At 69.8% G+C, this 12815-nt stretch carries 9 protein-coding genes; 5 read left to right on the forward strand and 4 right to left on the reverse strand.

Translation table 11 applies throughout. The features are described from left to right. The first annotated feature begins 1 nt into the window (after position 1). The 3 genes from eboE to G9272_RS36345 all read left to right on the forward strand — a co-directional run bounded on the left by eboE (position 2) and on the right by G9272_RS36345 (position 3734). A complete protein-coding gene (gene eboE / locus G9272_RS36335; RefSeq protein WP_171400460.1) occupies positions 2-1171 on the forward strand; it encodes a metabolite traffic protein EboE in 1170 nt (389 codons plus the stop codon). Continuing rightward, positions 1168-2616, forward strand: coding sequence for a nucleotide pyrophosphatase/phosphodiesterase family protein (locus tag G9272_RS36340; protein ID WP_253268055.1), 1449 nt, complete (start codon positions 1168-1170; stop codon positions 2614-2616). Before eboE ends, G9272_RS36340 begins: the two co-directional genes overlap by 4 nt. 71 nt (positions 2617-2687) lie before the next feature. Beyond that, on the forward strand, positions 2688-3734 hold the full coding sequence (locus G9272_RS36345; RefSeq protein WP_171400461.1) for a sugar phosphate isomerase/epimerase family protein: 1047 nt from the start codon (positions 2688-2690) through the stop codon (positions 3732-3734). A 155-nt stretch (positions 3735-3889) separates the two neighbouring features. Here G9272_RS36345 and G9272_RS36350 read toward each other — a convergent pair whose 3' ends face one another. The 4 genes from G9272_RS36350 to G9272_RS36365 all read right to left on the reverse strand — a co-directional run bounded on the left by G9272_RS36350 (position 3890) and on the right by G9272_RS36365 (position 10497). Beyond that, a complete protein-coding gene (locus G9272_RS36350; protein ID WP_171400462.1) occupies positions 3890-5281 on the reverse strand; it encodes an OFA family MFS transporter in 1392 nt (463 codons plus the stop codon). Between the two features lie 123 nt (positions 5282-5404). Continuing rightward, positions 5405-7549 carry an acetate--CoA ligase family protein gene (locus tag G9272_RS36355; protein WP_171402327.1) on the reverse strand — a complete coding sequence of 715 codons (2145 nt, stop codon included), beginning with the start codon at positions 7547-7549 and terminating at the stop codon, positions 5405-5407. 4 nt (positions 7550-7553) lie between these two features. After that, positions 7554-8804 (reverse strand): formyl-CoA transferase, encoded by a 1251-nt coding sequence (gene frc, locus G9272_RS36360; RefSeq protein WP_171400463.1) that lies wholly within the window; start codon positions 8802-8804, stop codon positions 7554-7556. A 10-nt stretch (positions 8805-8814) separates the two neighbouring features. Next, the gene (locus G9272_RS36365) at positions 8815-10497 is read right to left on the reverse strand and encodes a thiamine pyrophosphate-binding protein (RefSeq protein WP_171400464.1); all 1683 of its coding nucleotides are present in this window, start codon (positions 10495-10497) and stop codon (positions 8815-8817) included. A 196-nt stretch (positions 10498-10693) separates the two neighbouring features. On the opposite strand from G9272_RS36365, the gene sucC reads away from it, so the two are divergent. Together sucC and sucD are read left to right on the forward strand one after the other, a co-directional pair. Further along, positions 10694-11824 (forward strand): ADP-forming succinate--CoA ligase subunit beta, encoded by a 1131-nt coding sequence (gene sucC / locus G9272_RS36370; protein WP_171400465.1) that lies wholly within the window; start codon positions 10694-10696, stop codon positions 11822-11824. Positions 11825-11836: 12 nt separating this feature from the next. Next, positions 11837-12721 carry a succinate--CoA ligase subunit alpha gene (gene sucD, locus G9272_RS36375; RefSeq protein WP_171400466.1) on the forward strand — a complete coding sequence of 295 codons (885 nt, stop codon included), beginning with the start codon at positions 11837-11839 and terminating at the stop codon, positions 12719-12721. Positions 12722-12815: the final 94 nt, after the last annotated feature.

Consider the following 12815-nt stretch of genomic DNA (forward strand, 5'->3'; position numbering starts at 1 on the left):
GATGCGCTTCCGTCACCCCGACGGCACCACCGTCCACCTCGCCTACTGCACCAACGTGCACCCCGCCGAGACCCTCGACGGCGTCCTCGCCCAACTCCGCGACCACTGCGAACCCGTCCGGCGCCGCCTCGGCCGTGACCGGCTCGGTGTCGGGCTGTGGCTCGCCAGGGATGCCGCCCGGGCCCTGGACACCGACCCGTCGGCCCTGCGCGGCCTGCGCACCGCACTCGACCGGCGTGGCCTCGAGGTCGTCACCCTCAATGGTTTCCCGTACGAGGGTTTCGGCGCCGAAGAGGTCAAGTACCGTGTGTACAAGCCGGATTGGGCCGACGCTGAACGCCTCGAGCACACCACCGCACTGGCCCGTGTCCTCGCCGGACTCCTCCCCGACGACGTCACCGAAGGCACCATCTCCACCCTCCCGCTCGGCTGGCGCACCGCCTGGAACGATGCACGGGCCGCGACGGCCCACTCCGCCCTGCGCACCCTCGCCGAGCGCCTGGACGCGCTGGAGGAGCTGACCGGCCGCTCCGTCCGGGTCGGTCTGGAACCGGAACCGGGCTGCATCGTCGAGACCACCGCCGACGCCCTCGCCCCGCTCACGGCCGTCGGCCACCCCCGGATCGGTGTCTGCGTCGACACCTGCCATCTCGCCACCTCCTTCGAAGACCCGCACACCGCGCTGGACGCGCTCGCCGAAGCCCGCGTCCCCGTCGTCAAATCCCAGCTGTCAGCCGCCCTGCACGCAGAGCACCCCCGTCTCCCCGCCGTCCGCGAAGTCCTCACCGCGTTCGACGAACCGCGCTTCCTGCACCAGACCCGCACCCTCACCGCCACCGGCCTGCACGGCACCGACGACCTCGGCGAGGCCCTCGTCGGCACCGCTCTGCCCGACACCGGACCCTGGCGCGCACACTTCCACGTCCCGCTGCACGCGGCCCCCGCCGCGCCCCTCACCTCCACGCTCCCGGTACTCCAAGCCGCGCTGACCCGCCTGGTCGGCGGTCCGCACCCGCTGACCAGGCACCTCGAGGTCGAGACCTACACCTGGCAGGCCCTCCCGCCCGAGCTGCGGCCCCGCGCCCGAGCCCAGCTCGCCGACGGCATCGCCGCCGAACTCGCCCTGGCACGCGACCTCTTGACCGACCTCGGCCTCAAGGAGCTCCCATGAGCAGCGCGGCATCGGCCGGCGCCGGGCCCCAGGACCGGCCCGGAGCCCACGCCCACGTCCCTGCCCCCAAGGTGCCTGTTCCCCTCCTCGTCCTCGACGTCGTCGGTCTCACCCCCCGTCTGCTCGATCACATGCCCCATCTCAAGACCCTCGCCCAGGCGGGCTCCCTGGCACCGCTCGGGACCGTCCTGCCGGCCGTCACCTGCGCCGCGCAGTCCACCTTCCTCACCGGCACGCTCCCGGCGGAGCACGGCATCGTCGGCAACGGCTGGTACTTCCGCGAGCTCGGCGACGTACTGCTGTGGCGGCAGCACAACGGTCTCGTCGCGGGCGACAAGCTGTGGGACGCCGCCCGGCGGGCGTACCCCGGCTACACGGTCGCCAACATCTGCTGGTGGTACGCCATGGGCGCCGACACCGACTACACCGTCACCCCCCGTCCGATCTACTACTCCGACGGCCGCAAGGAACCCGACTGCTACACCCGGCCCCCGGCCCTGCACGACGAACTCACCGAGAAGCTCGGCACCTTCCCCCTCTTCCACTTCTGGGGACCGGGCGCCGACCTGGTCTCCAGCCGCTGGATCATCGACGCGACCCGCCACATCCTGCGCACCCGTAACCCCGACCTGGCCCTTTGCTACCTCCCTCACCTCGACTACGACCTCCAGCGTTTCGGCCCCGACGACCCGCGCTCCCTCCGGGCGGCCGCCGTCCTGGACGCTGCCATGGCGCCCCTCCTGGCCGACGCCCGGACGCAGGGCCGTACCGTCGTCGCGCTGTCCGAGTACGGCATCACCCGGGTGAGCAGGCCCGTCGACATCAACCGTGCCCTGCGCCGCGCGGGCCTGCTCGAGGTGCACACCCAGGACGGCATGGAGTACCTCGACCCGATGGCGTCCCGTGCCTTCGCGGTCGCTGATCACCAGCTCGCCCACGTCTATGTACGCCGTCCCGAGGACCTGGAGGTCGCCCGGGCCGCGCTCACCGGACTGCCGGGCATCGAGCTGATCCTCGACGACGAGGGGAAAAAGGCGCACCACCTGGACCACCCGCGCTCCGGCGAACTCGTCGCCGTGGCGGAGCCGGACGCCTGGTTCACGTACTACTACTGGCTCGACGACGCCCGCGCGCCCGACTTCGCACGACTCGTCGAGATCCACCGCAAACCCGGCTACGACCCGGTCGAGCTGTTCATGGATCCGCTCGACCCCTATGTGAAGGTCAAGGCGGCCACCGCCCTGGCGCGCAAGAAGCTCGGCCTGCGCTACCGCATGGCGGTGGTGCCCCTCGATCCGTCACCTATTCGCGGCAGCCACGGCCGCCTTCCCGCGAGCGACGACGACGGTCCGCTCCTCATCTGCTCCACCCCCCGTTCGCTCGGCGACCGCGTCGCGGCCACCGACGTGAAAGCACTGCTGCTCCAACTGGCCGGTCTGTGCTGACTGGTTGCCGACTGGTCACAAGTGAAGCACTCACCACTGACAACGCCCTCCGATCCCGAGGAGTTCCAGACATGAGCCGCATCTCCGACATCGACCCCGAACTCACCCACCGCCTGACCAGACGAGGCATGCTCGGCGTCGCCGCGGGAGCCACCGCGGCCGCACTGCTGGGGGCCGCCGCCTCGCCCGCCGGCGCGGCACCCGCCACCGGCACCGACGCCTCCGCCACCGGCCGCGGCCGTCCCGTCCTGCCCCCCGGCCGGCTCGGCATCCAGCTCTACAGCCTGCGCGACAAGGTCTCCACGCTGGGCTTCGCCGCCGTCTTCGCCGAGTTGAAGAAGTACGGGTACGACGAGGTCGAGTTCGCCGGCTACACCCAGGGCTCCGCGGGCCCCATCACCCTTGCCCAGCTCAAGCGGCTGGCACGCAACCACGGCCTGACGCCGATCGGCAGCCACGTCGGCTACTACGCCAGTGACCCGAACGCCTACACCTTCGCCCAGAACCTCACCAAGGTCCTCGACGACGCCCAGGCCCTCGGCCTCAAGCACATCGGCACCGCCTCCGGCCCGTTCCGCTACGGCTCCACCGTCGACGCGTGGAAGCGCGCGGCCGAGGAGTTCAACACGTACGGAGCGGCGGCGCGGGCCCGCGGCATGAAGTTCTACCAGCACAACCACTCCGACGAGTTCGGCTTCGCGACCGACAACCCCAAGGTCCGCCTCTACGACGTACTGCTCGCCGAGACCGACCCCGACCTGGTGTTCCTGGAGATGGACATCTTCTGGGCGTACGCCGGCCAGTTCCGTTTCTCGAAGCGGGCCGACGGTACGGCCGCGCCCTTCGAGCCGCTGGACTACGTACTGAGGCAGCCGCATCGCTATCCGCTCTTCCACGTGAAGGACGGCGTCAGTGACCCCTCGAACGAGTTCGGGTACCGGATGACCGACGTCGGGGACGGCGACATCGACTACCAGCGGTTCATCTCCGCCGTCACCCGGCTGCGAGGTGAGCGGCCGGCCCACCACTGGCAGGCCGAGCACGACAACCCGGTCGAGTCGTTCGCCTTCGCACGGAAGTCGAGTGCGCACCTGCACTCGTTGCGCGAGAAATGCTGAGCACCCGGCGCGACATGCGCTGAGCGTGCGCACGCGCGCGTGGAGGCCCACCCCGGCAGGTGACGGGGTGGGCCTCCACGCGCGCGTGCGTCGTCAGCCCGCGGGCCGCCGCCGAACAGACCGCTGATCAGCTCGCGAGGGGATCTGCCGTCAGGTCAGGCCGTTTCCTCGCCGAGCGGATGCGGGTTGGGGACGATCCGACGACCGGCCGTCGGCCTGCCGGGTGCCTTCAGGAAGATCGCCAGTACCGCGGAGGCGAGCCCGATACAGCCCGCCAGGACGAACGCGCCCTCGTAGTCCCACACGCCGACCACGATCGAGCCGACTCCGGAGCCCACGAGGCCCGAGACGAGCTTGGAGCTGTAGACCATGCCGTAGTTGCTGGCGTTGTTGTTCTCACCGAAGTAGTCCGCGGTCATCGCGGCGAATAGCGGGAAGATCGCGCCGCCGCCGAAGCCGGACACCATGGAGCAGAACAGGAAGAACGGCATGCTGCCCATCTGGCCGGAGACCAGCACACCGAACTGCGCGGTACCGAGCACGAGGCAGACGATGATCAGGGTGTGGCGGCGTCCGTAACGGTCGGAGATCCAGCCGATGATGCCGCGCCCGGTGCCGTTGACGATCGCCTTCAGGGACATCGCCGTGGCCACGATCCCCCCGGCGAAGCCCATGTCCTTGCCGAACGGCACCTGGAAGGCGATACCGAAGATGTTGATGCCGGCCGTGCACAGCAGACAGAACCACATCATCCACAGGACGGGTGTACGCGCTGCCTCCTTGGGGGTGTACTGCTTCACGGCCGGCGGGTTCTTCTGAAGCGCCCGGCGGATCTTCGGGTCGTCGGTGAGCGTGAGCGGGTCGACGTGCGCCGGCCACCAGTTCTTCGGCGGGTCCTTGAAGAACCACCCCGCGAACGCCACGACGGAGCAGCAGACGAGGCCCACCGCCACCAGCACGCCCTTGTAGTTGCTCAGGTCCATGTACGACGTGAACAGGAACACAAAGGGCACCGAGCCGTAGGCGAAACCGCCGTTGACCATGCCGGTCTTGCCGCCCTTGCGCTCCGGGTACCACTTGCCGACCATGTTCACGCAGGTCGCGTAGACGAGGCCGGCGCCGATGCCGCTGCACATGCCGAAGCCGAGATAGGCGACGGTGACGTGCGGCGCGTACGCGAGGGACAGATAGCCGAGGACCGTGCCCAGCGCGCCGAGCATCATCGCGTACCGCGCGGGCAGTCTGCCGCTCTCCCGCAGTTGCCCGGCCGGGAAGGCCACGGCCGCCTGGAAGAACACCCAGGCGCCCATCAGCCAGAAGATGTGCCCACTGCTCCACAGGTGGGCATCGTGCAGTGTGTCCTCGGCCGACGTGAACGCGTACTCCGAGGAGCTGATGCCCAGCATGCCCATCCAGGGAAACAGCACCATGGTCCAGCGTGGTCGCCCCATGATGTCCCGGTCGCTCTCGCCGATCCGGTACACACGGCCGTTGCGGTCGGTCACCTCCCGGTAGGGGAGGGACGTCGAGTAGTCGGTGGTTGTCATGTCGCTCAGCACCCCTTGCGTCGAAAGTTCTGGCCAGCGCCCCCTGTCCAATGCCTTTCGTGTGCGCTCGGGTCCCGGGGCCGGCCGACGCGCACCGTCGGCCGACCCCGCGCCTGGGTCACGTCATGAACCGCCCCCCAACAGCCCTGCCGCACGCGCCCACCGGTACTTGGCGCCGAGTACCGCCACCGGCTGCTCGGTCGTGTACGGGTAGGCCACGACGCCCCGTTCGTAGAGGTACTGGCAGGCCTCCTCGACCTCCACGTCACCCGCGAGCGACGCCACGACGGGCTTCTCCACGCCGCGTTCGCGGAACTCGCCCACCACGCGCGCGGTGAGCTCCGCGAAGACCATCGGAGGAGTGACGATCGTGTGCCAGTAGCCGAGCACCAGCGCGTGGATGCGCGGGTCCTCGAGCCCCAGCCGGAGGGTGGCCTCGTACGTCGACGGCGGCTCGCCCCCGGTGATGTCGACCGGGTTGCCCGCCGCCCCGAAGGGCGGGATGAACGCGCGGAACGCCGTGTCCAGGTCCGGCGGGATCTCCATCAGGGTGAGGCCGTTGTCGGTCACGGCGTCCGACAGCAGCACACCGCTGCCGCCCGCGCCCGTGATGATCACGATGTTGTCCCCCTTGGGGGTGGGGAGGACCGGCAACGCGCGCGCGTACTCCAGCATGTCGTTCAGCCCCGGCGCCCTGATGACGCCCGCCTGCCGCAGGATGTCGTCGTAGACGGCGTCGTCGCCCGCGAGTGCCCCGGTGTGCGAGCCGGCCGCCTTCGCGCCCGCCGCCGTACGGCCCGCCTTCAGGACGACGACCGGCTTCTTCGGTACGGTCGCGCGCGCGGCCTCGACGAAGGCGCGGCCGTCCTTGAGGTCCTCCAGGTGCATCGCGATGCAGTCGGTGTGCGGGTCCTCGCCGAACCAGGTCAGCAGGTCGTCCTCGTCCAGATCCGACTTGTTGCCCAGCCCGACGATCGCCGACACTCCCGTCTTCGTGGTGCGCGCGAAGCCCAGGATGGCCATCCCGATGCCACCGGACTGCGAGGTCAGCGCGACCCCGCCCTTGACGTCGTACGGCGTGCAGAACGTGGCGCACAGGTCCTGCCAGGTCGAGTAGTAGCCGTAGATGTTCGGCCCGAGCAGCCGGACGCCGTACCGCTCGGCGATCGCCACGATCTCGTCCTGGAGCGCGTGTTCCCCGGTCTCCGCGAACCCGGAGGGGATCAGCACCGCGTTCGGGATGTTCTTGCGTCCCACCTCCTCCAGGGCCGAGGCCACGAACTTGGCGGGTATCGCGAAGACCGCCACATCCACCTCTCCGGGAACGTCGGTGACACTCTTGTACGCCTTGCGGCCCAAGATGTCATCGGCCCGGGGATTCACCGGATGGATGTCCCCGGCGAAACCGCCGTCGACGAGGTTGCGCATCACCGAGTTGCCGATCTTGCCCTGCTCGTTGGAGGCACCGATCACGGCGACGGACCGCGGCTCCATCAGACGGCGCATCGAGGTGAGGATCTCCGCGCGCGTGTAGCGTCGACGCGCCTTGACCGGCGTGTCGGAAAGGATCACGCGGATGTCCGCGGCGATCGCGCCCTCGGCCGTGGCGATCACCGGGTTGAGGTCCACCTCGGCGATCTCCGGGAAGTCCGCGACCAGCTGGGACACCCGGCGGATCTGCTCGGCGACCGCCCACCGGTCCACCCCGGCCTGCCCGCGCACCCCGCGCAGGATCTCCGCCGCCCGGATCGAGTCCAGCATGGACAGCGCCTCGTCGGCTTCCACCGGAGCCAGCCGGAAGGTGACGTCCTTGAGCACCTCGACGAGCACCCCGCCGAGCCCGAACGCCACGACCTTGCCGAACGTCGGATCGGTGACCGCGCCGACGATGACCTCCTGGCCCTTCGGCAGCAGTTCCTGGATCTGTACGCCCTCGACCCGGGCCCCGGCGTCGTACGCGCGCGCGTTCTCGACGATCCGGTGGAACGCCGCCCGTACGTCCGACGCCCCCTCCACCCCGACGATCACGCCGCCGGCGTCGGTCTTGTGCAGGATGTCCGGCGAGACGATCTTCATCACCACGGGGCCGCCGAAGCGCGCCGCGTACGCGACGGCCTCCTCGACGTCCCTCGCCAGTTCCTCGCCGGGTACGGCGATCCCGTACGCGTCGGCGATCACCTTGCCCTCGGGCGCGGTCAGCGCGGTCCGCCCGTCGCCACGCACCGAGTCGAGCAGCGCACGCACCCTGAGCATCCGGTCCTCGGCCATCATGTCAGATCACCCCGTTCGACTTGAGCAGGCGCAGCTCCTCGTCCCCGAGGCCGAGTTCGCCGACGTACACCTCTTCGTTGTGTTCGCCGAGCAGCGGTGAGCCGGTCACCTCGACGGGGGAGTCGGAGAGCTTGAGGGGGCTGCCGACGGTCACGAACTCGCCGCGCCGCGGGTGCGGTACGCGGACCACCATCTCGTTGGCGACCAGCGACTCGTCCTCGATGATCTCCTTGGTGGACAGGATCGGCCCGCACGGGATGTTGTGGGCGTTGAGCCTCTCCAGCACCTCCCACTTGGGCAGTGTCGAGGACCACTCCTCGATCAGCTGGAACATCTTGCCGAGCTTGGGCAGCCGGGCCTCGGGCGTCGCCCACTCGGGGGCGTCGGCCAGCTCGGGCCGGCCGATCAGCTCACTGAGCGGCTGCCAGCCGACGGGCTGCACGATGACGTACACGTAGTCGTTGGGGCCGCCCGGCGCGCACTTGACCGCCCAGCCGGGCTGCCCGCCGCCGGACGCGTTTCCCGATCGGGGAACCTCGTCGCCGAAGTCCTCGTTGGGATATTCAGCGAGCGGTCCGTGTGCCAGGCGTTGCTGGTCCCGCAGTTTCACCCGGCACAGGTTGAGTACGGCGTGCTGCATGGCCACGTTGACCCGCTGCCCGCGCCCGGTGTTCTCCCGCTGGTACAGCGCCGCGAGAATCCCCGCCACGGCGTGCACACCCGTCCCCGAGTCCCCGATCTGGGCTCCCGTCGCCAGCGGCGGCCCGTCCTCGAATCCGGTGGTCGACATCGACCCGCCCATGGCCTGTGCGACGACCTCGTACGCCTTGAAGTTGGTGTACGGGCCGTCCCCGAACCCCTTGATGGAGGCATAGACGATCCGCGGATTGATCTCCTGGATGCGGTCCCAGGTGAACCCCATGCGGTCGACCGCGCCCGGACCGAAGTTCTCGACCATGACGTCGGAGCGCCGGATGAGCTCGGTGAGGATCTCCTTGCCGCGTTCGGTCTTGGTGTTGAGGGTGATGCTCCGCTTGTTGCAGTTGAGCATCGTGAAGTAGAGGGAGTCGACGTCCGGGAGGTCGCGCAACTGCTTGCGCGTGATGTCACCCGACGGCGCCTCCAGTTTGACGACGTCCGCGCCGAGCCAGGCGAGCAGCTGGGTCGCGGACGGGCCGGACTGGACGTGCGTCATGTCGAGGACGCGGATGCCTTCGAGAGCCTTGGCCGTTGTTCCTGTCGTGGGGGTCATGGGGGGCACCTCACTTGTACATCGTCTGGTTCATCGTTCCGGGGGCGTAGGCGTCCGGGTCGACCCAGACGTTGATCAGCGAGGGCTTCCCGGACTCGCGGGCGCGTCGCAGCGCGGGGCCGATGTCCGCGGGGTCGCGCACCTCCTCGCCGTGACCGCCCAGCATCTGCGCGAACTTGTCGTAGTGGACGTCGCCGAGGGTGTTGCCGACCCGCTCGCGCTCGAGGCCGTACTTGGCGGCCTGGCCGTAACGGATCTGGTTCATGGAGGAGTTGTTGCCGACGATCCCGACGAAGGGGAGGTCGTAGCGCACGAGGGTCTCGAAGTCCCAGCCGGTGAGCGAGAACGCGCCGTCGCCGAAGAGGGCGACGACCTCCTTGTCGGGCCGTGCCTGCTTGGCCGCCAGCACGAAGGGGACGCCGACGCCGAGGGTGCCCAGCGGACCCGGGTCCATCCAGTGGCCCGGCGACTTGGGCTGTACGACCTGGCCGGAGAAGGTGACGATGTCGCCGCCGTCGCCGATGTAGATCGAGTCCTCGGTGAGGAAGTCGTTGATCTCGCTCACCAGGCGGTAGGGGTGGATGGGGGAGGCGTCCGACCGCAGGTGCGGCAGCCGCTTGTCGATGGCGCTCCGCTCGGCCGCGCGCAGCTCGTCGAGCCATTCCTTGCGCTTGGACGCACCCCCGTTGATGCGCCCGGAGGCGGCCTCGGTCACCGACTTCAGCACCAGTGAGGCGTCGCCGACGATCCCGAGGTCGATGTCGCGGTTCTTGCCGACGGTGCGGTAGTCGAGGTCGATCTGGACGACCGTCGCGTCCGGCGACAGCCGCTTGCCGTACCCCATGCGGAAGTCGAAGGGCGTGCCGACGATCACGATGACGTCGGCGCCCGAGAAGGCGTAGCGGCGGGACAGCTGGAAGTGGTGCGGGTCGCCCGGGGGCAGGGTGCCGCGGCCGGCGCCGTTCATGTAGGCGGGGATGTTCAGGGTGCGCACCAGCTCGATGGCGGCCGCGGTGCCCCGGGTCGTCCAGACCTGGCTGCCCAGCAGGATCGCGGGCTTCTCGGCGTGCACGAGCAGGTCGGCGAGCTTGTCGACCGCCTCGGGGTCGCCGGCCGAGCGGGTCGAGGCGCGGTAGGCGCCGGGCCGCGGCACCCGGGCCTTCGCCGCCGGCACCTTGGCGTCGAGGACGTCGCGTGGGATCTCCAGGAAGGCGGGGCCGGGCGCGCCGTGATAGCACTCACGGAACGCCATCGACACCATGTCCGCCGCGCGCGCCGTGTCCGGTACCGCCGCGGCGAACTTGGTGATCGGCGTCATCATGTCGACGTGCGGCAGGTCCTGGAGCGACCCCATCTTGTGCTGGGTGAGCGCCCCCTGGCCGCCGATCAGCAGCATCGGGGACTCCGCGCGGAAGGCGTTGGCGACACCGGTGACGGCGTCGGTGGTGCCGGGTCCTGCCGTGACGACCGCGCAGCCGGGCTTGCCGGTGATGCGCGCGTAGCCGTCGGCGGCGTGGGCGGCGACCTGTTCGTGGCGTACGTCGACGACTTCTATGCCCTCGTCGACGCAGCCGTCGTAGATGTCGATGATGTGGCCGCCGCACAAGGTGTAGATGCGGTCGACCCCCTCTGCCTTGAGTGCCTTGGCAACGAGATGACCACCGGAAATCAGGTCCTGGGTGTCGTCGGGCATGGCGAAGTCCCGTCCCTTCGTAGGGGGTGGAAGGCTCTCGCGGTACATTGCATACAGTCGACGAATACTGTATGAAGCTTGTTATCCCGCATCCGATGGGTGGTGTCCAGGGGGCGTGCGGCACTTTCGGTCATCGGAGTTCGGCCTCGGGACGGCTCGGCGGACTTCGGATTCGACTTCACAGACGGGAGCCGAGATGGACCTGTACGAACACCAGGCAAGGGAACTCTTCGCGGAACACGGCATCGCGGTCCCCCGGGCCGAGGTGACCGACTCGCCCAAGGAGGCGCGCGAGATAGCTCGTCGGCTCGGTGGGCGAGTGGTGGTGAAGGCCCAGGTCAAGACGGGTGGCCGGGGCAAGGCGGGCGGCGTCGGGCTCGCCGCCGATCCGGCCGCGGCCGAACTGACGGCACGACAGATCCTCGGCATGGACATCAAGGGGCACACGGTCGGCACGGTGATGCTGGCCCAACCCGCCGACATCGAGACGGAGTTCTACGTCTCCTATGTGCTGGACCGCGCAGCCGGCCGTTTCCTCGCGATCGCCTCCGCCGAGGGGGGCATGGAGATCGAGGAGGTCGCCGCCACCCGGCCCGCGGCGGTCGCCCGCATCCCCGTAGACCCGGCGGAGGGCGTCACCTCGGCGAAGGCCGGCGAGATCGCCGCCGCGGCCGGACTGCCCGCGCAGACCGCGGACGTACTCGTCCGGCTGTGGCAGGTGCTGATCCGGGAGGACGCCCTCCTCGTCGAGGTCAACCCGCTCGTCCGCACCCGGCAGGGGCAGATCCTCGCCCTCGACGGCAAGGTCACCCTCGACGACAACGCGTCCTTCCGGCAGTCACGTTGGGGTGCTCAGGCCGCGGAGCACGGGGACCCGCTGGAGGCGGCGGCCGCGGCCAAGGGCCTCAACTACGTGAAACTGGACGGCGAGGTCGGCATCATCGGCAACGGCGCAGGACTCGTCATGTCGACCCTCGACGTCGTGGCGGGCTGCGGCGCCCGCCCGGCCAACTTTCTCGACATCGGTGGCGGCGCGTCCGCCGAGATCATGGCCGACGGACTGTCGGTCATCCTCTCCGACCCCGCCGTGAAGTCGGTCTTCGTCAACGTCTTCGGTGGCATCACCGCGTGCGACGCGGTCGCCGAGGGCATCGTGCGCGCCCTGGACGCCGTACGGCTGACCAAGCCGCTCGTCGTCCGGCTCGACGGGAACAACGCGGCCCGGGGGCGGGCGATCCTCGACACCCACCGGCATCCGCTGGTCCAGCAGGCCACCACCATGGACGGCGCCGCCCGCCGTGCCGCCGAACTCGCCACCGCAGTCTGAGGAGACGACACCATGGCCATCTACCTCACCAAGGAGAGCAAGGTCCTCGTCCAGGGCATGACCGGTGTCGAGGGTATGAAGCACACCCGGCGCATGCTCGCGGCCGGCACGAACATCGTCGGCGGCGTCAACCCGCGCAAGGCGGGCCGGGCCGTCGACTTCGACGACCGTGCGGTGCCCGTCTTCGGGTCGGTCGTCGACGGTATGCAGTCGACCGGCGCCGACGTCACCGTCGTCTTCGTGCCGCCCGCCTTCACCAAGACCGCCGTCATCGAGGCAGCCGACGCCGGGATCGGTCTCGCCGTCGTCATCACCGAGGGCATCCCGGTCCATGACTCCGTCGCCTTCACCACCCACGCCGCGGCACGCGGAACGCGCGTCATCGGCCCCAACTGCCCCGGTCTGATCACCCCCGGCCAGTCCAACGCGGGCATCATCCCGGCCGACATCACCAAGCCGGGCCGCATCGGCCTGGTCTCCAAGTCCGGCACGCTCACCTACCAACTCATGTACGAACTGCGTGACATCGGCTTCTCGACCTGCGTCGGCATCGGCGGCGACCCGGTCATCGGCACCAGCCACATCGACTGCCTGGCCGCCTTCGAGAAGGACCCCGACACCGAACTCGTCGTCCTCATCGGCGAGATCGGCGGCGACGCGGAGGAGCGAGCAGCCGCCTACGTCCGCGAGCACGTCACCAAACCCGTCGTCGGCTACGTCGCCGGCTTCACCGCTCCCGAGGGCAGGACCATGGGGCACGCGGGCGCGATCGTCTCCGGCTCCTCGGGGACCGCGCAGGCGAAGAAGGCGGCGCTGGAAGCGGCGGGGGTACGGGTGGGCGCCACGCCGACCGAGACCGCGCGTCTCGTACTCGCCGTACTGGACGAAGGAGCCTGACCCGACCGAAGGGTGACGTGCCGTCACCTCACGCAGCCGCCGTGCCTCGCCGGCGTCTCCGTAGCCATGCACCACCCCGCCCCCGACTGTGCAC

This window comes from Streptomyces asoensis (assembly GCF_013085465.1).
In the GTDB taxonomy this organism is placed as follows: domain Bacteria; phylum Actinomycetota; class Actinomycetes; order Streptomycetales; family Streptomycetaceae; genus Streptomyces; species Streptomyces cacaoi_A.

What these genes read in the sequence shown, in the direction of transcription:
- sucC (WP_171400465.1), top strand. Translation starts at nt 10,694, where the DNA reads ATGGACCTGTACGAACACCAGGCAAGGGAACTCTTCGCGGAACACGGC.
- eboE (WP_171400460.1), top strand. Translation starts at nt 2, where the DNA reads ATGCGCTTCCGTCACCCCGACGGCACCACCGTCCACCTCGCCTACTGC.
- sucD (WP_171400466.1), top strand. Translation starts at nt 11,837, where the DNA reads ATGGCCATCTACCTCACCAAGGAGAGCAAGGTCCTCGTCCAGGGCATG.
- G9272_RS36350 (WP_171400462.1), bottom strand. Translation starts at nt 5,281, where the DNA reads ATGACAACCACCGACTACTCGACGTCCCTCCCCTACCGGGAGGTGACC.
- G9272_RS36345 (WP_171400461.1), top strand. Translation starts at nt 2,688, where the DNA reads ATGAGCCGCATCTCCGACATCGACCCCGAACTCACCCACCGCCTGACC.
- G9272_RS36355 (WP_171402327.1), bottom strand. Translation starts at nt 7,549, where the DNA reads ATGGCCGAGGACCGGATGCTCAGGGTGCGTGCGCTGCTCGACTCGGTG.
- frc (WP_171400463.1), bottom strand. Translation starts at nt 8,804, where the DNA reads ATGACCCCCACGACAGGAACAACGGCCAAGGCTCTCGAAGGCATCCGC.
- G9272_RS36340 (WP_253268055.1), top strand. Translation starts at nt 1,168, where the DNA reads ATGAGCAGCGCGGCATCGGCCGGCGCCGGGCCCCAGGACCGGCCCGGA.
- G9272_RS36365 (WP_171400464.1), bottom strand. Translation starts at nt 10,497, where the DNA reads ATGCCCGACGACACCCAGGACCTGATTTCCGGTGGTCATCTCGTTGCC.